Genomic DNA, 23339 nt, shown 5'->3' on the forward strand with positions numbered 1-23339 from the left:
CTATGTGATCGGATTGTCACCTAACCGGCCGTTGGGCGGCTGACCTGCCGGGGAGCCGTTCTCCAGGGTTCGCAGCCGGGCCTGCAGGATCGGCCCGAGCTCGGCTGCCTTGTCGGCGTTCAGCATTCCGGTGTGCCAGGCGTCGACGGGGATCTCCTCGATATGTCCGGTGATGTACCGCCGCCAAGTTTCGGTGAATCCGTCCCGGTTCGGCTCGCGGGCGGAGGTGAACAGCAGGGCGTCGCCGGTGAAGCGGCGCGGGCTGTAGGGCAGCGGTTGCGAGAAGCTCTCGATGACCCGCTCCACCTGCCGTGCCGTCAGGATTCCGGCTCGGCTGATCCGATCCGAAACCAGGGCGTAGAAGTCCTCGACCCGGTCGATGCCGGGGATGTCGGACAGGCCGAGGGCCTCTCGCCAGCCGCCGAGAATCCGGCCGACGGTCTCGGCCACCTCCCGCGGTTCGGGTGCCGGCATCTCGACGGGCTCGGTGGCGATTCCGGCGTCCACCAGGGCGAGCAGGCCGACCGAGTGGCCGAGTTCCTGGAGTCGCGCGGCCATGGCGTGGGCGATCTGGCCGCCCAGGGACCAGCCCAGCAGGTGGTAGGTGGTGTCCGGGAACCGTTCGAGGAGTTCGCGCACGTACCGATCGGCGTACGCGCCAACCGATTCCAGCCGGGTTTCGTCGGCGACGATGTGCGGGTCCTGGAGGCCGTACACGGGGCGGTCGGCGTCGAGGTGGCCGGCCAGCGAGCCGTACACCCAGGCCAGGCCGCCGCCGGGATGAACGCAGAACAGCGGCGGGCGGGTGCCCGCGGAGCGCAGCGGGGTCAGGACGCCGAGGGAGATGTCCATGGTGTCCGCGCCGCCGTCCAGGGCGTGCGCGAGCGCGGCCGGGGTGGCGTCGGAGAACAGGTTGCCGTACCGCAGCTGCCTGCCGGTACGGGACCGCAGCAGCGTGACGACCCGCACGGCGCTGAGCGAATTCCCGCCGAGGGCGAAGAAGTCGTCGTCCGCGCCCACCCGGTCGACCCCGAGCACCTCGGCGAACACCGCCGCGACCAATCGCTCGGTCACGGTCGCGGGTGCGCGGAAGGCGCGCGGCGCGATCACCGGTTCCGGCAGCGCGCGGCGGTCGACCTTGCCGCTGGCGGTCATCGGCAGGGCGGTGAGCGCCATGACGTCGTCGGGCACCATGTAGCCGGGCAGGCGCCGACCCAGCTCCCGGCGCACCCGGTCCGGGTCCACGGTGTGGTCCGGCCGCGCCGTCACATACGCCACCAGGCGCGCCCCGGCGGCGTCGTCGGGGGTGTGCACGACGACGGCCGCCTGCTCGATGTGGTCCAGGTCGCTCAGCGCCGCTTCGACCTCACCCAGCTCCAACCGCTGGCCGCGCACCTTCACCTGGAAATCGGCGCGGCCCACGAAGGTCAGCACCCCGGGCCGGTCTGCCGCCGAACCGCCCGCGGCGGCGAATTCTCCCGTGCTCGTGCGGAGTTCGAACGCGTTGGAAGAGTCGGTCGTCCAGCGCACCAGGTCGCCGGTGCGGTACAGGCGGGCACCGGGTGGGCCGTAGGGGTCGGCGACGAATCTGGTCGCCGTCGCCGCGGCCCGGCCCCGATAGCCGCGTGCCACACCGGGTCCCGCCACGTACAGCTCGCCGACCACACCCGCGGGCACCGGGCGCAGCCAGGCGTCGAGCACCAGCAGCGCGGCCCCGGGAATCGCGGAACCGAGAGCGACCGGGGCGTCGGGCAGCAGTTCGGCGCTGGCGGTCACCCAGATCGTCGTCTCGGCGGGGCCGTACAGGTTGTGCACGCGCCGCCGTCGCGCCGTATCGGTGCGCGACCAGCGGGACACCAGTTGGGGCGGGCACCGGTCCCCACCGGTGAGCACCACCCGCAGGTCGTCGAGCCCGTCCGGGTCCACCGAGAGCGCGACCGCGGGTGTCAGGAAGGCGTGGGTGACGCGCCCCGCGCGCAGGATCTCCGCGAGCGGCTGGCCGCCGAACGCGTCCGCGGGCGCGACGACCAGCGTGGCGCTGCCGGACAACGCCAGCAGCAGTTCGAGCACGGCGGCGTCGAATGTCCGTGCCGCCACGGCCAGTACGCGCGAATCCGGGTCGACATCGTATTCGCGCTGATCCGTCGCCACCAGGGCGGCCAGGCCGGTATGCGGGACCGCCACCCCCTTCGGGCGGCCGGTGGAGCCCGATGTGTAGACGACATACGCCGTGCTGGACGGCAGCAGCAGGCCGCGGCGATCGGTGTCGGCCACCGCGGTCGCGTCGAACCGCGTCAGGTCGATCGCATCGAGGCGGATCGTCTCCACACCGGGCGCGGCGAAGCCGGGATCGTCCACGGTGAGCAAACAGCGCGCACCGGAATCGTTGCACACGAACAGGTTTCGGTCCACGGGATGCGCGGGATCCACCGAGACGAAGGCCGCGCCGGTCTTGGCGACGGCCCAGACCGCCAGCACCCAGTCCAGCGAGCGCGCGATACCGATGGCGACCACCGACTCGGGTCCGATGCCGCGTCCGATCAGGCAGCGCGCCAACCGGTTCGAGTGGTGGTCCAGCTCGCGGTAGGACAGTCGCCGGTCACCGTCCACGACGGCGTCGCCCTCGGGATGCCCCGCCACCGCGGTGTCCAGCAGCTCCGGCAGCGTGATCGTGGCGAGGTCGAGTTCGGTCCCGTGACCGCATTCGGCCAGCAGGCGCTGCCGCTCCGGGACCGCGAGGATGTCGATATCCCGCACGGGTACGGCGGGATTCGCGGTGATGGCGCGCAGCACCCGTAGCAGCCGTTCGGCGAAAGCGGCGACCGTCCGCGCGTCGAAGAGATCGGTGGCATAGCTGATGTGCACTCCGATCGCACCGTCGGCATCGGGGGTCTCGGTCAGGGTGAGGGTCAGGTCGAACCGTTCGATGCCGGTATCGGCCGCCACGGGCGTCACCACCACGTCCGGCAGTTCGACGGCGGCCGGAGCCAGGTTCTGGAAGGCCAGCATCACCTGGAACAGCGGGTGCTGGGCCTGGGTCCGCGGCGGGTCCACCGCCTCCACCACCTGTTCGAAGGGAATCTCCGCGTGCGCGAAGGCATCCAGGTCGACGCCGCGGATGTCGGCCAGCAACTCGGTGAAGGGCACCGACTCGTCCACGCGGGTGCGCAGCACGAGCGTGTTGACGAACATGCCCACCAGATCGTCGAGTTCGGCCGCGCCGCGCCCGGCGACCGGTGTGCCCACGGCGATGTCGTCACTGCTCGACAACCGCGCCAGCAGCACGGCCAGGGCCGCGTGGAAGACCATGAACACGGTCACCCCACGGGCGTGCGCGAGCTCCCGCAGGCCGGTGACCACCGCCGGGTCCACGGCGAACCGGTGGCCGGCGCCCCGGTGGGAGGCCACGGCCGGGCGCGGACGGTCGGTGGGCAGCTCCAGCACCTCCGGCAGGTCACGCAGCCGCTGGGTCCAGAAGTCGAGCTGTCGGGACAGCGTCGAATCCGGGTCGTCCGCCGCGCCCAGCAGCTCGCGCTGCCACAGCGTGTAGTCGGCGTACTGCACCGGCAGCGGCGTCCAGTCCGGCTGCCGCCCGGCGCACCGGGCGGCGTAGGCGGTGGCCAGATCCCGCGCCAGCGGGGCCATGGAGAATCCGTCGGCGGCGATGTGGTGCACCACCCACACCAGCACGTACTCGTCGGGACCGGTGGACAGCAGTCGCACCCGCAGCGGAACCCGCTGCACCACATCGAATCCCATTGCCGCGGCGGCGGAGACGGCGGCGGCCACGGCGGCGGGGTGCACCGCTCGCGGCGTCAGGTCGACCTCGGCCACGGCGGCCAGCTCCGCCACCGGGACGACCACCTGGAACGGCACACCGTCCACATCCGGGTACCGGGTGCGCAGCACCTCGTGGCGGCCCAGCACATCTCGGACGGCGGCCGCGAGCGCCGACGCGTGCACCGCGCCGGACAGGCGCAGCGCCAGGGGGATGCTGTAGGCCGCGGATTCGGGGGCGAAGCGGTTGACGAACCACATGCGCTGCTGCGCGAACGACAGCGGTACCCGCTCCGGCCGCACCCGCGCGGCGATCCGCGGCACGTCCACTGCCGCTCCGGCGGTGCGGGTGCCGAGCAGCGCCGCCAGCTCGGCGACCGTCGGCCGCTCGAACACATCGCGCACGCCGACGCCGAGACCGGTCGCGTCGGCCAGCCGCGCCGCGAGCCTGGTCGCCGACAGCGAATTGCCGCCCAGGGCGAAGAAGTCGTCGTCGCGGCCGATGCGCTCGATGTCGAGCACGGTCGCGTACACCCGGGCCACCAGCTCCTCCATCAGGGTGGCCGGGGCGCGGTAATCCGCCCGCTCCCAGGCCGGTTCGGGCAGCGCCGCCTTGTCGACCTTGCCGTTCACCGTGACCGGCAGCCGATCCAGCACCGTCACCGCGTCCGGCACCAGATAGCCGGGCAGGCGCTGGCCCAGCTCCCGGCGCACCGCCGCCGGGTCGAGCCGGTGCCCCGGGGCGGCGACCGCATAGGCCACCAGGCGAGCATTGGCAGCGCCGTTGGAGGTGTGCACGACGACGGCGGCCTGTTCGACGCCCGTCAGCTCGGTCAGCGCCGTCTCGACCTCGCCGGGTTCCAGCCGCTGACCGCGCACCTTCACCTGGAAGTCGACCCGGCCCACGAATTCCAGTGCACCGGACTCGGGATCCGCGTCGGGCAACCACCGCACCAGATCGCCGGTGCGGTACAGGCGCTCGCCCGCCGACCCGAACGGATCGGCGACGAAGCGCGAGGCGGTCAGGCCCGCGCGCCCCCGGTAGCCGCGCGCCACACCGGGTCCGGAGACGTACAGTTCACCCGTCACACCGGCGGGTACCGGCCGCAACCACGAATCCAGCACCACCACACCCATGCCCGGGATCGGCCCGCCGATCACCACCGGGCGGCCGGGCGTCAGCTCGGCGCCCGTCACCCAGACCGTCGCCTCGGCGGGGCCGTACAGATTGCGCACCGTGCGCCGACGCGCGGTATCGGTCCGCGACCAGCGCGAAACCAGCTGCGGCGCACAGCGATCACCGCCGGTCATGACCATGCGCAGCTCATCCAGCCCTTCCGTTTCCACGGTCAGCGCCACCGCGGGCGTCATGAACGCGTGCGTGATGCGCTCGGCGCGCAGCAGCTCGGCCAGCGGCGGGCCGCCGTACACGTCGTCGGACGCGATCACCAGCAGCGCACCGCCCGAGACCGCCGACAGGAATTCGAGGACGGCCGCGTCGAAGGTCCGCGCGGACACCGCCAGCACCCGCGAATCCGGCCGCACCTCGTGGTCGCGGAGCTGCGCGGCGGCCAGCGCGGCCAGTCCGGCGTGGGTGACCTCCACGCCCTTGGGGCGGCCGGTGGAACCGGAGGTGTAGACGAGGTAGGCGGTATTGCCGAGTCGAATGCCGTGGCGGCGGTCGGCGTCGGTGACCGGCGCGGGCGCGCACGCCGCGATCGCACCGGCGGTGTCCGGGTCGTCCAGGGTGAGCCAGGCCACGCCGTCGCGGGGCAGCGCCGTCGCGTGCGCCGCGATCGTCATACCGACGCGCACAACGGAATCGGCGCAGACGAACCGATTGCGGTCGAGCGGGTGCCCGGGGTCCAGCGAGAGGAACGCGGCACCGGTCTTGGCGATGGCCCAGACCGCCAGCACCCATTCCGGGCACCGGGGCAGGCCGATCGCGATCACCGACTCCGGACCGACGCCCCGGCCGATCAGGTGGCGCGCCAGCCGATTCGAGCGCTCGTCGAGTTCGCGGTAGGTCAGGGTCCGGTGGCCGCCGATGACCGCGCCGCCGTCGGGATTGCGGCTCACCGCCGCCGCCAGCAGCTCCGGCAGGGTCACGGCGGCCGGGACGGGGCCGCCGCAGCGTCCCCAGCCGCGCACGAGTCGATCGTGCTCGGCGGGCGACGGCAGTCCGAGGGCGCGCACCGGCGTTTCCGGGTCGCGGGCGACCGCGCGCAGGATCTCGTGCAGCCGGGCGGAGAACGCCGTGACGGCGGTCCGGTCCAGCGCGTCCGGACGGTACTGCAACCGAATCCGCAGGCCGTCCTGCTGGATGACGCTACAGGTGAGCGGATAGTGGGTGGAGTCCGCGGCGCTCACACCGGTGACGGCGACAGCGCCGGGGCCGGTGAGGCGTCGCACGGCGTCGACGTCGACCGGGTAGGACTCCAGCACCATGACGGTGTCGAACAGCGCGTCGCCGCCGGCGAGCGCGTGAATCTCGGTGAGCCCCAAGTGTTGATGGTCGAGCAGGGACGCCTGTTCGTCGTGTATGCGCGTCCACAGCCGGGCGGCGGTCTCGGCCGGGCGCAGCCGCACCCGGGTCGGCACCGTGTTGATGAACAGCCCGATGGCGCTCTCGGCACCGGGCAGGTCACCGGGGCGGCCCGACACCGTCGACCCGAACACCACGTCGCCGCGGCCGGTCAGCCCCGCGATCAGCACGGCCCACACCGACTGGAGGACGGTGTTGAGCGTGACGCCCGCCGCCGCGGCGGCGGCAGTCAGTTCCCGGGTCTCGTTGTCCGCGAGCGTGATCCAGTGGTCGGCGACGGTCCCGGTGTCGGCGGCGGCACCGGCGATCAGAGCCGGTTCGACGCCGTCCAGCGCGCGAGCCCAGGCGTCGCGGGCGGCATCCCGATCGCGAGTCGCCAGCCACGCCAGGAAGTCTCGATACGAGCCGGGAGCCGTCGGCGCGTCCTCGCCCAGGTATGCGGCGAACAGTTCGGTGAGCAGCAGCGGGCAGGACCAGCCGTCGAGAATCACGTGGTGGTTGGTCAGGATCAGTGCCCACCGCCGCGGGGCCAGCGTGACGACGGTGCAGCGCAGCAGCGGGGCCGCCGCGAGATCGAAGCGCCGCGCCTTCTCCGCGGCGGCCAGCGCCGCGAGCGCGCCTTCGGGATCGGTCTCGTCGGTGAGATCGACGTAGGACCACGGTATTTCGACGTCCTCGCAGACCACCGCCACGGTGGTGCCGCCGCGGCCGCTGGGGAACGCGGTGCGCAGGCTCGGGTGGCGGGCGAGCACGGCGGCCCCCGCCTCGCGCAGCCGGTCGGTGTCCAGGTCGCCGGACAGCCGCAGCAGCACCTGTGCGGCGTAGAGGTCGGTGTCGGCCAGCTGGGCGTGGAACAGCAGCCCGGCCTGCAACGGAGTCACCGGCCAGATATCGCACAGCGACGGATACGCCAGCTCGAGCGCGTCGATCTCGGACTGCGCGAGCCGCACCAGATCGAAATCCGACGGCGAATACCCACCCGCACCCGGCCGTTCGGCATACTCCGCGATCACGGTCAACGCCCGCGACCACAACTGCGCCAACTCCTCCACCTCGGACCGGCCGAGCAACGTACGCGGGAAGCGGATGCTCCCCCGCAGCCGATCGCCCACCGCGATCGCGCTGACGTCCAGGGCGACCGTCACGGGCGTCTCGGGATCGGGTGCCACCGCGAGTTCGCCCAGGCCCCCGTGGATCTCGTCGCCGCCGGTCTCGGACAGGCGGCCAAGATAGTTGAAGGCGATGCGGCCGGGCATCCGGTCCGGCAGCTGGGCGGCGGTCTCGGGATTGAGGTACCGCAGCAGGCCGTAGCCGATGCCCTTGTCCGGAATGGCGCGCAGGGTCTCCTTCACCGACCGCACCAGCGCGACCGGACCGGCGTCACCGGTGAGCGGGCCGTCCGGGTCCAGCGCGGCCGTATCGAGGCGGACCGGGAACATGGAGGTGAACCAGCCGACCGTCCGCGACAGGTCCGCACCGGGCACCACCTGTTCCTCGCGTCCGTGGCCCTCCAGGCGCACCAGCACCGACGACTCCGCGATACCCCGCCGGTGTCGCCAGATGCGCACGGCCGCGGCCAGACTCGCCAGCAATCCGTCATTGACGCCGCCGTGGAAGACCGCCGGCACCGTCGACAGCAGGGCGCGGGTCACCTGCTCGGGCAGTTCGATGCCGACCTCGTCCAAGACCTCGGCCGTATCGATTCCGGGATCCAGTTCGCGCCCGCCCCACACCGGGTCGGGACCGGTCACCATGGATTGCCAGACAGGCAGTTCGGCCGTGCGGGCCGTCTCGGCGGCGGCGGCCAGCAGGCCGTGGGCCCAGCGCCGCAGGGAGGTGCCCACCGGCGGCAGGGCCGGTGCGGCACCGGTCCCGGCCTGGGCCAGGGCCGAGAGCAGGTCCGGCACCAGCACCCGCCAGGACACACCGTCGACGACGAGATGGTGCGCCGCGATCACCAGCCATCCGGGTGCGCCGTCGGCGGGCTCGAGCCACACCAGCCGCACCATGTCGCCGGTGCTCGGATCCAACCGCCGCAGCGCCGCATCCAGTTCCACCGCGGCGATATGGGTGACGGTCCGGCGACCACGCTCGGAGTCGACGTCGATGGCCGGATCGAGCGCACGCCGGTGCACCACGGTCGTCGCGGTCACCGCGTCCGCCGGGGCGACCAGCAGGGACCACTCCCCCGAATCGTCGCGGCGCAGCGTGGAGCGGAGCGCGTCGTGGCGCTCCAGCAGTGCGCCGACGGCCCCGAGCAGCGCCGATTCGTCGACACCGGCCGGTAGCCGCAGCACCACGTGCTGATCGAAGCGTTGGAAACCCTTGCCCCACTCCACCATCCACCGGGCCACCGGCAGCAGGGGCAGCTCGCCCACGCCGCCGCCGGGCAGCTCGGCCAGGGCGGCGGCCGCGTCCTCGGCGGCCCGGGCCACCGTGGCGAGACGCGCCGCGGTCCGCTGCTCGAACACCTCCCGCGGGCCGAACACCACACCCCGCGCCCTGGCTTTGGCCACGACCTGGATGGAGACGATGGAATCGCCGCCCAGGACGAAGAAGTCGTCGTCCACGCCGACGCGGTCGGTACCGAGCACGTCGGCGAACACCTCGGCGATGATTTGCTCGGTCGCACCGGCGGGCGCGCGGAAGTGCCGCGGCGCGAGGACGGGCGCGGGGAGGGCACGGCGGTCGACCTTGCCGCTGCTGTTCAACGGCAGTTCGTCGAGGACCGTCACCACATCCGGCACCAGGAACGCGGGCAGCCGCCGGGCCACCGATTCCCGTACGCCCGCTGGGTCCAGGACGCTGCCGGGCGCGGCCACGACATAGGCCACCAGCCGCGCCGCGGCGGAGTCGTCCGCCGGATGACGCACGGCCGCGACGGCCTGGCCCACGCCCGCCACTCCGGTCAGCGCGGCTTCGACCTCGCCGAGTTCCAATCGCTGACCGCGCACCTTGACCTGGAAGTCGGCGCGGCCGACGAATACCAGTTCCCTTGCACCGGAGTCGGATTCGCCATCGACCCAGCGCACCAGGTCGCCGGTGCGGTACAGCCGCCGTCCGGGCAGCCCGTGCGGGTCGGCGACGAACCGGGTCGCGGTGAGGCCCGCCCGGCCCCGATAGCCGCGCGCCACACCGGGTCCCGAGACGTAGAGTTCACCGACCACACCCGCGGGCACGGGGCGCAGCCAGGGGTCCAGGACCGCCACCGACATGCCGGTGATGTTCGCGCCCAGCGTGATCGGCGCGTCCGGGCGCAGTGCCCGGCTGCCGGTCACCCAGATGGTGGCCTCCGCCGGACCGTACAGGTTGTGCACGCGCCGCCGCCGGGCCGCGTCGGTGCGCGACCACCGCGCCACCAGCTGCGGTGGGCAGCGATCGCCGCCGGTCAGCACCACCAGCAGAGCGTCGAGCCCGTCGGCGTCCATCGACAGCGCCACCGCGGGTGTGAGGAACGCGTGGGTGACGCGCCGCGACCGCAGCAGCTCCGCCAGGGGCGGCCCGCCGTAGACCTCCTCGGGCGCGACGACCAGCGCGGCACCGGCGGAGACCGCGAGCAGCAGTTCCAGCACGGCCGCGTCGAAGGTGCGGGCCGCGACCGCCAGCACGCGCGAATCCGGTTCGACGGCAACGCGGTCGCGGTGATCGGCCACCAGGTTCGCCAGTCCGGCGTGGGTGACCTCCACGCCCTTCGGGCGGCCGGTCGAGCCGGAGGTGTAGACCACGTAGGCCGTGGTGGACGGCCGCACCGCACCGCGGTCCGCGGCCGTCACCGGTGCGGACGCACAGGCCGCGATCTCGTGCGCGGTGCCGGGCGCGTCGAGGACCAGCCACGACGTCCCCTCCGCCGGTAGGCCGGCGGCGTGCGCGGTCACGGTGAGGCCGACCCGCACCCCGGAATCGGCGCAGACGTAGCGATTGCGGTCGAGCGGGTGGCCCGGATCCACGGACAGGAACGCCGCGCCGGTCCTGGTGACGGCCCAGACCGCCAGCACCCATTCCAGGGAGCGGGGTACGCCCACCGCCACCACCGACTCGGGACCGACGCCACGGCCGATCAGAAAGCGCGCCAAGCGATTCGCGTGCTCGTCCAGTTGCCGGTAGGTGAGGGTGCGGTCGCCGTCCACCAGCGCCTCGCCATCCGGATTGCTCGCCACGGCCGCCGCCAGCAGATCCGGCAGCGGCGCGCCCGCCTCGGCAAGGCCGCCGTCTCCGGCGCACGGCGACGGATGCCGGTCCCGCTCCGCCAGCGGGTCGATGTCGCGCACCGTGCCGGCGGGCTCGGTGCTGATGGCGCGCAGCACCTGCCGCAGCCCCCGCGCGAACGCGGCGATGGTGTCGGCGTCGAAAACCGCCGTGTGGTACTGGATTCGCAGGCGCAGCGCGTCCTGGACGGTGGCGGTGCAGGTGAGCGGGTAGTGGGTGGCGTCGTCGGCGACGATGCGCTCGACGGTGAGGCCGCCGTCGCCGATGGCGTGTTCGATGCCGTCGGCGTCCACCGGGTACGACTCCAGCACCATGAGGGTGTCGAAGAGGCTGTCGTGCCCGGTGAGCGCGTGGATCTCGCGCAGGCCGACATGGTGGTGGTCCAGCAGCACCGCCTGTTCCCGGTGCATGCGAGCCCACAGCTGGGGCACGGTTTCGTCGGGATGCAGGCGAACCCGGGTCGGAATCGTATTGATGAACAGGCCGATGGTGCGGTCGGCGGCGGGCAGGTCGCCGGGACGCCCGGAGACGGTGGCCCCGAAGACTACATCGGTCCGACCGCTCCACCGTGCGGTCATGATGGCCCAGGCCGACTGGAGGACGGTATTGACGGTCACGCCCGCAGCCGCGGCGGCGGCCACCAGTTCCCGGGTTGCGCCGCCGTCCAGCGTGATCGCGTGATCGGCCACCGCGAGCGGGCCGGTGCCGTGCGCGGCCCCGGCGGCGAGGAGGGTGGGCTCGGCGCAGGCGGCGAGGAGGGTGGGCTCGGCGCAGGCGGCGAGGAGGGTGGGCTCGGCGCCGTCGAGCGCCGCGGTCCACGCCGCGCGGGCCGCGTCCCGGTCGCGGGTCGCCAACCAGGCGAGGAAGTCCCGGTACGAGCCGGGTGCGGTGGCGGGTGCGTCGGCGTAGCGGCCGAACAGGTCGGTGAGCAGCAGCGGCCACGACCAGCCGTCGAGGATGACGTGGTGGTTGGTCAGCACCAGCGCCCACCGGTCGGCGGGCAGCGCGGCGACCACGCACCGCAACAGCGGTGCGGCGGCGGGGTCGAAGGGGGTCGCCTTCTCCGCGGCGGCCAACCGCGCCACCGCGGTGTCGGGATCGGGATCGTCGGTGAGATCGACTACCCGCCAGGGCAGTTCGACGCCGTCACGGAGCACCGCCACGGTGACGCCGCTGTCGGTGGTGGGGAACGCGGTGCGCAGGCCCTCGTGGCGGGCCAGCAGCGCGGAGGCCGCGCGGTGCAGGCGGGGCAGGTCCAGTTCGCCGTGCAGACGCAGAATCAGCTGCGCGACATAGGCGTCCGCGTCGGTGTCGGCCAGCTGGGCGTGGAACAGCAGCCCGGCCTGCAACGGAGTCACCGGCCAGATATCGCGCAACGACGGATACGCCAGCTCGAGCGCGTCGATCTCGGACTGCGCGAGCCGCACCAGATCGAAATCCGACGGCGAATGCCCACCCGCACCGGGCCGTTCGGCATACTCGGCGATCACGGTCAACGCCCGCGACCACAACTGCGCCAACTCCTCCACCTCGGACCGGCCGAGCAGCGTACGCGGGAAACGGAAGGTGGCCCGCAGCCGATCGTCGATGGCGATCGCGCTGACGTCCACAGCGACGGTCACCGGCATATCGGGATCCGGTGCGGCATCCAGTTCGCCCAGGCCGCCGTGCACTCCGTCGTCGCCGGTGTCCGCGGCGGAGATCCGGCCCAGGTAGTTGAAGCCGATCCGGCCCGGCATGCGGTCGGGCAGCCGGGCGGCGGTGTCGGCATTGAGGTACCGCAGCAGGCCGTAGCCGATGCCCTTGTCCGGAATGGCGCGCAGGGTCTCCTTCACCGACCGCACCACCGCGCCGACGTCGGTGAGGTCGATGCCGGTCAGGTCGAACCGCACCGGGAACATCGAGGTGAACCAGCCCACCGTGCGGGACAGGTCCGCACCGGGCACCACCTGTTCCTCGCGGCCGTGCCCCTCCAGGCGCAGCAGCACCGTCGGTTCGTCGACGTCGCGACGCGCCAGCCAGAGCCGCACGGCCACGGCCAGGCCCGCCAGCAGCCCGTCGTTGACGCCGCCGTGGAATACGGCCGGAACCGTGCCCAACAGGGTGCGCGTCACCGCCTCCGGCAGCTCCACGCGTACCTGGTCGAGCGTCGCGGCGGTATCGACGGCCGGGTCGAGTTCCCTTCCGCCCCACAGCGGGTCGGGTCCGGCGGCAATGGCCTGCCAGAGTTCCAGTTCCGCCAGTCGCGCCGGTTCCGCGGCCGCCGCGACGAGCCCGTGCGCCCACCGCCGCATCGAGGTGCCCACGGGGGCGAGGGTGGGGGTCACCCCGGCACGCGCCTGCTCGCATGCCGAGAGCAGATCCGGCACCAGCACGCGCCAGGACACCCCGTCGACCACCAGGTGGTGCGCCACCACCAGCAGCCAACCGGGCACCCCGTCCCCGGGGTCGAGCCAGACGAACCGCACCATCGACCCGGCGGCCGGATCGAGCGCGTTCAGGGCCGAATCCAGCTCCGCGGCGGCGATATCCGTGACCGCCTCCAAACCGTCGGATATGGCGTCCGGACCGATCGGCCGCCGGTGCAGTAACGACGCCGCGACCACCGCGCTCGGCGGTGCGACCGAGATCGACCACCGTCCGGACGCATCGCACCGCAGCGCCGAGCGCAGCATGTCGTGGCGGTCCAGCAGCGCGCCCAGCGCGGCGTGCAGCCCGTCCCCGGACACCCCGCCGGGCAGCCGCAGCACCACATGCTGGTCGAAGCGCTGGAAACCCTTCCCCCACTGCATCATCCAATGCGCCACCGGCAACAGCGGCAGCTCGCCCACCCCGCCGCCCGGCAGCTCCGCCAGTGCGACGGTGGCGGTGGTGTCGGCGACGGCCGCGAGGCGCGCCGCCGTCCGCTGTTCGAAGACGTCGCGCGGACCGAAGGCCACGCCCCGGGCGCGGGCCTTCGCCACCACCTGGATGGAGACGATGGAATCACCGCCCAGGGCGAAGAAGTCGTCCTCCGCGCCGACCCGGTCGAGGCCCAGCACCTCGCCGAACACCTCGGCCACCACTTGTTCTGCGGGTGTGGTCGGCGCCCGGAACTCGCGCGGGGCGAACACCGGTTCCGGCAGGGCTCGGCGATCGATCTTGCCGCTGCTGGTCAGCGGCAGTTCGTCGAGCACCGTCACCACATCCGGCACCAGATAGCCGGGCAGGCGTCGGCTCACCGACTCCCGCACCGCCGCCGGGTCCAGCACGGTTCCGGGCACGGGGACCACGTAGGCCACCAGTCGTGCACCGGCGGCGTCCTCGGTCCCGTGCGCGAGCGCGACGGCCTGCTCGACACCGATCACCCCGGTCAGCGCCGCCTCGACCTCGCCCGGCTCCAGGCGCTGACCGCGCACCTTCACCTGGAAGTCCGAGCGGCCGACATACTCCAGAATGCCTGTGGCGGAGCCGGATTCGCCGCCGTGCACCCACCGCACCAGATCGCCGGTGCGGTACAGCCGCCCACCGGGCCGCCCGTAGGGGTCGGCGACGAAGCGTCCCGCGGTCAGCCCCGCGCGGCCCCGATATCCCCGTGCCACACCGGGACCGGACACGTACAGCTCGCCCACCACACCCAACGGCACCGGCCGCAGCGACGAATCCAGCACCCGCATGGACATACCCGCGATTCCCGTGCCCAGCGTGATCGGATCACCAGCGCGGAGTTCGGGGCTGACGGTCACGATGACGGTGGTTTCCGTGGGGCCGTAGACATTGAAGAAGCGGCGCGCACGCGCGGTGTCGGTGCGCGACCATCGCGCCACCAGCCGCGGCGGGAAGTGCTCGCCGCCGACCGAGACCACCCGCAGCGCGTCGAGCCCCTCGGGGTCGACCGACCGCGCCACCGCCGGTGTCCAGAACAGGTGGCTGACGCGTTGCGCGCGAAGGAGTTCGGCCAGCGGTTCGCCGCCGTAGACGTCGGCGGGAGCGAGCACGAGTGTCGCGCCGACGGGGACGGCGAGCAGGATCTCCAGCACGGCGGCGTCGAAGGTGCGGGCGGCCACGCCCAGTATCCGCGATTCGGTGTCGGTCGCGTACCGGTGTGCCTGGGCGGCGGCGACCGCGGCCAGTCCGGCATGGCTGACCTCGACGCCCTTCGGACGGCCCGTGGACCCCGAGGTGTACACGATGTAGGCGAGGGCGTCGGGACGCGGCGCATCGCGCCGATCCGCGTCGGTCACCGGCGTCGCCGGGCGGTTCCGGACCCGTTCGGTCACGTCCGGAGCATCCACGATCAGCCACTCGTGCACCGCATCCGACAGCTCCGCACGATGGCACTCCAGCGTGATACCCACTCCCACACCGGAATCGGCGCACAGGAAGTGATTGCGTTCGGCCGGATGCGCCGGATCGAGGCAGAGGAATCCGGCCCCGGCCTTCGTGACGGCCCAGACCGCGAGCACCCATTCCACGCACCTCGGCATGGCTATGGCGACCACCGACTCGGGGCCGATACCGCACTCGATCAGACAGCGCGCCAGCTGATTCGAGCGTTCGTCCACCTCGCGGTAGGTCAGTCGGCGCTCGCCCGCGACGACCGCGTCCCCGTCCGGATTCGCCGCCACGGCCCGCGCCAGCAGTTCGGGCAGCGTACCGCCGCCGGAATCCGGGCCGCTGTCGGCGCGGCCCCATTCGGCGAGCAGGTTGTGTCGTTCGGACGGCGACAAGATCTCGATATCCCGCACGGCGCGACCGGAATCGGCGGCGATGGCGCTCAGCACGCGGAGCAGCCGCTGCGCGAGCGCGGAGACCGTGGCCGGATCGAACAGATCGACGGCATAGCTGAGCGCGATCGGCATGGCCCCGAGTTCGTCGGGGGTGTCGGCGGCGGTGAGGGTCAGATCGAATCGTTCCACGCCGGTGTCCGCGCCCGAGGCGACGACATCGACTCCGGGCAGCGCGATTTCGGCGTCGGCGAGATTGTGGAAGGCCAGCATCACCTGGAACAGCGGGTGCCGGGCCTCGCTGCGCGGCGGATCGACCGCCTCCACCACCTGCTCGAAGGGAATCTCGGCGTGGGCGAAGGCTTCCAGGTCGACACCGCGCACCTCGGCCAGCAGGTCGGCGATCGAGGCCGCTTCGTCGATCCGGGTGCGCAGTACCACCGTGTTCACGAACATGCCGACGAGACCGTCGAGTTCGGCCGCGCCGCGTCCCGCCACCGGTGACCCGATGGCGATATCGGCGCTGCCCGACAACCGCGACAGCACGACCGCCAGGGCGGCGTGCACGATCATGAACACCGTGACGCCCCGGGTGCGGGCGGTGTCGTGCAGTCCGGCGACCACGCTCGGGTCCACCGTGACGTGGAGGGTGGCTCCCCGATGCGACGCCACGGTCGGGCGGGGGCGGTCGGTCGGCAGCTCCAGGACGTCCGGGAGCCCGTCCAACTGCTCGGACCAGTACCGGAGCTGCCGCGTCGACAGCGAGTTCGGGTCGTCGGCAGCGCCGAGCAGATCACGCTGCCACAGCGTGTAGTCGGCGTACTGCACCGGCAGCGGAGCCCACTCCGGCCGCCGCCCGGCACATCTGGCCCGGTAGGCGACGGCCAGGTCGCGTGCCAGCGGACCCATCGAGAACCCGTCCGCGCCGATGTGGTGCACCACCCACACCAGCACGAACTCCTCGGGCCCCACCGACAGCAGCCGCACCCGCAGCGGAACCCGCAGCGCGACATCGAATCCCACCGCCGCCTCGGCGGCGACGACCTCCTCGACGTCGGCGGCGGCCACCGGGCGCGGTGTGGTGTCCACCTCCGCCTCGGCGGCCAGTTCCGCGACCGGCACCACCACCTGGTACGGAACGCCGTCCGCGTCGGGGTAGCGCGTGCGCAGCACCTCGTGGCGGCTCAGCACATCCCATACCGCCGCCGACAGCGCGGCCACGTCCACGCGGCCGGACAGGCGCAGCACCATCGGAATGCTGTAGGCGACGGAATCCGGTGCGAAGCGGTTCACGAACCACATCCGCCGCTGCGCGAAGGACAGCGGCACCCGCCGCGGGCGCGGCCGTGGCCGCAGCGGCGGAACATCCTCCACCACGGTCGATTCCGCGGCGCGGGCGGCGAGCGATGCGGCCAGCTCGCCCAGCACCGGCCGCGCGAAGATATCGCGCAGGCCCACCGCGACGCCGATCCCGTCGGCCAGCCGCGCCGACAGCCGGGTCGCCGACAGCGAATTGCCGCCCAACGCGAAGAAGTCGTCATCGAGGCCGATGCGGTCGGCACCGAGCACCTCCGCGACGATCGCCGCCACCCGCTGCTCGACCGGCGTCACGGGAGCGCGATAGACGGCCCGGTTCGACTCCGGTGCGGGCAGCGCCGCCTTGTCCACCTTGCCGTTCACCGTGAGCGGCAGCTCGTCGAGCACCATCACCACGTCCGGCACCATGAATCCGGGCAGGCGTCGGCCCACGGATTCCCGGACGGCTGCCGGGTCAGGCCGGTGGCCCGGGTCGGCCACCACGTAGGCCACCAGGCGCGCACCGGTGCCGTCCGCGGGAGTGTGCACCAGGACGACGGCCTGGTCGACGCCCGCGAGGTCGGTCAGGGCCGCTTCGACCTCGCCCGGCTCCAGGCGCTGGCCCCGTACCTTGACCTGGCCGTCGCCGCGCCCGATGAACTCCAGTTCATCCGTGTCCGAGCCGTTTTCGCCGACCGTCCAGCGTACGAGGTCGCCGGTGCGGTACATGCGCCGTCCGGTCGCGCCGAAGGGGTCGGCCACGAACCGGGCGGCCGTCGCCCCCGGACGGCCCGCGTAGCCCCGGGCCAGACCGGCGCCCGAGACGTACAGCTCGCCCACCACACCGGCGGGAACCGGCCGCAGCCACGAATCCAGTACGCGCACCGTCATTCCGGCGATGACCGCGCCCATGGGCACCGGCGCCCCGGCACGCAGGTCGGCGCTGCCGGTCACCCAGACCGTGGCCTCGGCGGGGCCGTACAGGTTGTGCACCCGGCGCCGACCCGCGCTGTCGGTGTGCGACCACCGGGCGACCAGGGCGGGCGAGCACGCCTCACCGGCGAGGGAGAGCACCTCCAGGTCGTCGAGCCCGACGGGGTCGACGGTGGCGGCCACGGCCGGGGTGAGCACGGCATGGCTGACCCGTTCCGCGTGCAGCAGATCGGCCAGGGCGCGGCCGCCGTAGACGTCGGGCGGGCTGACCACCAGCGTCGCGGCGCCCGACAGCGCCAGCAGCAGTTCGAAGACAGCGGCGTCGAAGGTGCGGGCGGCCACGCTCAGCACCCGGGCGTCCGGGGTCACCCCGAAGCGCTGGCGCTGCTCGGCGCACAGGGCCGCCAGTCCGGTGTGGGTGATGGCGACACCCTTGGGTCGGCCGGTCGAGCCCGAGGTGTAGACGACGTAGGCGGTAGTGCCGGAGTGCGGCCGGACCGCGACCGGAGTCGCCGGGCGGTGCCGAATCTCGGCCGCCACGGCCGGATCGTCGACGACCAGCCAGCGGGTCCGCTCGCTCGGCAGCGCCGCCGCGTGCGAAGCGACGGTGATCCCCACCGGCACAGCGGAATCGGCGCACATGAAGGAATTGCGTTCCACCGGATGCGCGGGATCGAGCGAGAGGAAGGCCGCGCCGGTCTTGGCCACAGCCCAGACCGCCGCCACCCACTCCAGCGACCTCGGCAGCCCGATCGCGACCACCGACTCCGGACCGATTCCGCGCCCGATCAGGAAGTGCGCCAGCCGATTCGACCGCTCGTCCAGGTCCCGGTACGTGATCCGCCGGTCCCCGTCCACGACCGCGTCCCCGCCCGGATTGCCCGCCACGGCAGCGGCCAGCAGCAGCGGCAGGGTCACCTCGCGCGAGCCGGGGTCGACGGAAACCCCACGGCCGCGGTGCGACAGCAGCTGCCGCTGTACCGACGGCAGGGTGTCCACGGCCCGCAGCGGAAGGCCCGCATCGCCGGGGATCGCGCCGAGCACCTGCCGCAGGCGCTGTGCGAAGGCGGCGACGGCGGCCTCGGTGAACAGCTCGGGCCGATACTGCAACCGCATCCGCAGCGTCTCTTGCAGAGTGACGCTGCAGGTCAGCGGGTAGTGCGTGGAATCGGTCGCGTCCACGCCGTCGATGTCGATGCCCACCCGGCCGGTGAGCGCCCGAATGTGCGCGGCGTCGAGCGGATAGGACTCGAACACCATGACCGTGTCGAACAGGCGGTCGCAGCCGGTCAGTGCATGGATCTCGGTGAGTCCGAGATGCTGATGCTCGAGCAGTGTCGCCTGCTCGTCGTGCATGCGCCGCCACAGCCGGGTGAGGGGCTCGGCCGGGTGTAGCCGCACCCGGGTCGGCACCGTATTGATGAACAGACCGATGGTGCGCTCGGCACCGGGCAGATCGCCGGGGCGGCCCGACACCGTCGACCCGAACACCACGTCGTCGCGGCCGGTCAGCTGCCCGATCAGCAGCGCCCAGGCCGATTGCAGCACGGTGTTGACCGTCACCCCGGTGGCGGCGGCGGTGGCCAGCAGCGCCCGGGTGTCGGCGTCGTCGAGGTCGAGGACGTGGTCGGCCACCGCGCCGGAATCGGGTTCGGCGCTTCCCGCGACCAGAGTCGGTTCGATGCCGTGCAGGGTTTCGCGCCATGCCGTCCGGGCCGCGTCCAGATCCCGAGCGGCCAGCCAGGCCAGGAAGTCCCGATACGATCCGGCCGCGCCGAGGGCACGGGTGTCCGGATCGGCGTCGGCGTAGCGGGTGAACAGCTCGGTGAGCAGCAGGGGCCACGACCAGCCGTCGAGAATGACGTGGTGGTTGGTCAGCACGAGCGCCCAGCGGTCCGCGGCCAGCCGGGCGAGGGTGAAGCGCAGCAGCGGCGCGGCCGCCGGGTCGAAGCGCCGGGTCCGCTCCGCGGCGGCCAGCTCCGTGAGGTCGGCGGCGGTCGCGTCCGTCGCGGCAGACCCACCGCCCTGCCGCTCAGTGAGATCCACTACCTGCCAAGGCAGTTCGACATGGTCGAGGACCACAGCCACGCTGACGCCGCTGCCGGTGGTGGTGTACGCGGTCCGCAGGCTCGGGTGGGTGTCCAGTACCGCGCGCGCCGCGGCGTGCAGGCGATCCGCGTCCAGCGCACCGGTCAGCCGCAGGACGAGCTGGGCGGTGTACCGGTCCACGCCGGTGTCGAGTTCGGCGTGGAAGAGCAGACCGGCCTGCAAGGGCGTCACCGGCCACACGTCGCGCAGCGCCGGGTAGGCGGATTCCAGTGCGGTGACGTCGGATTGGGTCAGGCGCAGCAGCCCGAAGTCCGAGGGGGTGTGCCCGCCCGCGCCCGGCAGTTCGGCGTGTTCGGCGAGGGCCGTCAATGCCTGCGACCACGCCGACGCCAGCTCGTGCACGTCCGCGCGGTGCAGCAGGGTGCGCGGGTAGCGGAAGGCGGCGTGCAGGCGGTCGCCGCTGACGATGGCGCTGATATCCACGGCCAGGGTCACCGGCAGCTCCGGATCCGGGGTTCCGGACAGCTCACCCAGCCCGCCGTGGATGCCGTCGTCGCCGAGGCCCGCCAGGCGGCCGAGGTAGTTGAAGCCGATGCGGCCGGGCATGCGACGGGGCAGGCGGTCGCCGGTGTCCGCGTCGAGGTAGCGCAGCAGGCCGTAGCCGATGCCCCGGTCCGGGATGGAGCGCAGCGTCTCCTTGACCGACCGCACCACCGCGTCGAGGTCGACGCCGGGCGAGTCGAAGCGCACCGGGTACATGGAGGTGAACCAGCCCACCGTCCGCGACAGGTCGGCCCCCGGCACGACCTGTTCCTCGCGCCCGTGGCCCTCCAATCGGACCAGCACCGACGGTTCGTCGATACCGCGATGGGACCGCCAGCGGCGCACGGCCACCACCAGGCCCGCGAGCAGCCCGTCGTCGACGCCGCCGTGGAATACCGCCGGTACCCGCGACAGCAGGGCACGGGTCACCGACGGCGGTAGCTCGACGCGCACCTCGTCGAGCGTGGCGGCGGTGTCGATGGCCGGATCGAGATCGCGTCCGCCCCAGAGCGGGTCGGGGCCGGACGTCATGTGCTGCCAGAGCGCCAGTTCGCGTCGCCGCGCCGGGGTGGTCGCCGCCGCGTGCAGGCCGTGCGTCCAGCGGCGCAGGGACGTTCCGACCGGCGGCAGCATCGGGGGCCGCCCCGCCCCCGCCTGCGTGAGCGCGGACAGCAGATCGGGTATGACGATCCGCCAGGACACGCCGTCGACCACCAGGTGGTGCGCGACCGCCAGCAGCCAACCGGGCACCCCGTCTCCGGGATCGAGCCAGACGAACCGCACCATCGACCCGGCGGCCGGATCGAGCGCGGCCAGGGCCGAATCCAGTTCCGCGGCGGCGATATCCGTGACCGCTGTCCGCCCCGATTCGGTCTCCGGGTCGGTCTCGGGGCCGAGCGCCCGCCGGGAAAGCACCTCGGCGGCGGGCACGCTGCCCGGCGGGGACACCACCAGTGACCAGTCGCCGAAGCCGTTGCGCCGCAGCGTGGACCGCAATGCGTCGTGATGGTCCAGCAGTGCGCCGACCGCCGCCTCGAGGTCGGCCGCGTCGACACCGGCCGGGAGCCGCAGCACCACGTGCTGATCGAAGCGCCGGAATCCGCTGCCCCACTCCACCATCCACCGGGCGACCGGCAGCAGCGGGAACTCACCGCCGCCGTCGGCGGTGTCGCGGGCGGACTCCGGCTCGGCGGTGCGCGCGATCACCGCCAGTCGGGCGGGGGTGCGCTGTTCGAACACATCCTTGGGGCCGAACACCACCCCGCGTTCGCGCGCCTTGGCCACCACCTGGATGGAGATGATCGAATCGCCGCCCAGGACGAAGAAGTCGTCGTCGGCTCCCACCCGGTCGACGCCGAGGACCTCGGCGATGACCCGGGCGATGGTCTCCTCGACGGGTGTGGCGGGCGCCCGGAAGGTGGGCGCGTCGAGCACCGGCTCGGGCAGGGCACGCCGGTCCACCTTGCCGCTGCTGGTCAAGGGCAGCGCGTCGAGCACGGTCACCACATCCGGCACCATGTAGCCCGGCAGGCGGCGGCGTGCCGCCTCCCGCACCGCCGCCGCGTCCAGCCCGGAGCCGGATGATGTCACGTAGGCGATCAATCGCACCCCGGCAGCGGTGGCGTGGGTGACGGCGACCGCCTGCTCGACCCCGTCGGCCTCGGTCAGCGCGGTCTCCACCTCGCCGAGCTCCAACCGCTGACCGCGCACCTTCACCTGGAAGTCGGCGCGGCCCACATAGGCCAGTTCGGCAGCGCCCGACTCCGCCGCGCCGTCGACCCAGCGCACCAGATCACCGGTGCGATAACACCGTTCGCCGGGTCGCCCGTGCGGGTCGGCCACGAACCGCGTCGCCGTGCGGCCCGGCCGCCCCCGATACCCGCGTGCCACGCCGGGTCCCGAGACGTACAGTTCGCCGACGACACCGGCGGGGACCGGGCGCAGCCACTCGTCCAGCACCGCGACCGACATCCCGGCGATCGGGCCGCCGATACCCACCGACCGGCCCGGAGCCGGTTCCGTCCCCGTGACCCAGATGCTCGCCTCGGCCGGACCGTAGAGGTTGTGCACCGTGCGCCGCCGCCCGGCATCCGTACCCGACCAGCGCGAAATCAGCTGCGGTCCACACTGGTCGCCGCCGGTCATGACGACCCGCACGGTGTCGAGTCCGTCGGAGTCGACCGACATCGCCACCGACGGGGTGAGGAAGGCATGGGTAATGCGCTGTGCCCGCAGCAGATCCGCCAGCGGCTGCCCGCCGTACACGTCCTCTGGCGCGAGCACCAGCGCCGCGCCGCCGGACAGTGACAGCAGCAGTTCCAGTATCGCCGCGTCGAAGGTGCGGGCGGCGACCGCGAGCACACGCGAATCGGCGGCCACCCCGGCGCGCCGCCGATGGTCGGCCACCAGCGCGGCCAGACCGCTGTGGGTGACCTCCACACCCTTCGGACGACCCGTGGAGCCCGAGGTGTAGACGACATAGGCCGTCGTCGACAGCCGGGGCCGCGCGATCCGATCCGCATCGGTCATGGCGGTCCCCGCGCACCGCTCGATATCGGAGACGACGGCCGGATCATCGGCCACCAGCCAGGAGATGCCGTCGGCGGGCAGTGCCGCCGTGTATCGAGCGGCCGTGATACCCACGCGCACAGCGGAATCCGTGCAGACGAAGCGATTGCGCTCCAACGGATGTTCCGGATCGACGGACAGGAAGGCGGCCCCCGTCTTGGTGATCGCCCACACGGCGAGCACCCATTCCAGCGACCGGGGCATCCCGACGGCCACCACGGCCTCCGGGCCGATCCCGCGATCGATCAGGCAGCGCGCCAGCCGATTCGAGCGCTCATCCAGAGCCCGGTAGGTGAGCCGCCGGTCCCCGTCCACCACCGCGTCGCCGTCCGGATTGCTCGACACCGCGGCGGCCAGCAGGTCGGGCAGCAGCGCGCCGTGCACGGCGTGATCGTTGCGGCCCCAGTCGTCGAGCAGCCGGTGCCGCTCCGCGGGTGACAGCACATCGATATCGCGGATCGCGACGGTGGGGTCGTGCGCCACCGCACGCAACACCGTGCGCAGTCGCCGCGCCAGCGCCGCGATCGTGGCCGGGTCGAAAAGGTCGGTGGCATAGCCGAGTTCGACCGGTATGGCCCCGGTGGCGTCCGGTGTGTCGCTCAGCGTGAAGGTCAGGTCGAATCGCTCGATCCCGGTGTCGGCTCCCGATCCGGTCACCACCAGTCCGGGGAAGTCGAATCGGACCTCGTCCAGATTGTGGAAGGCCAGCATGACCT

General features: G+C 72.8%; 1 protein-coding gene (cut by a window edge). It reads right to left on the minus strand.

The genetic code is table 11. The features are described from left to right. Positions 1 to 23339: the 3' portion of a non-ribosomal peptide synthase/polyketide synthase gene (locus QMO76_RS04850; protein ID WP_306359953.1), read on the minus strand. The gene runs 5158 nt beyond the window's last position; 23339 of the gene's 28497 nt are visible here — the last part of the coding sequence; its start codon lies off the right edge, out of view — the gene reads right to left on this strand; it ends in the stop codon at positions 1 to 3.

This window comes from Nocardia sp. CC227C, assembly GCF_030767025.1.
Lineage (GTDB): Bacteria > Actinomycetota > Actinomycetes > Mycobacteriales > Mycobacteriaceae > Nocardia.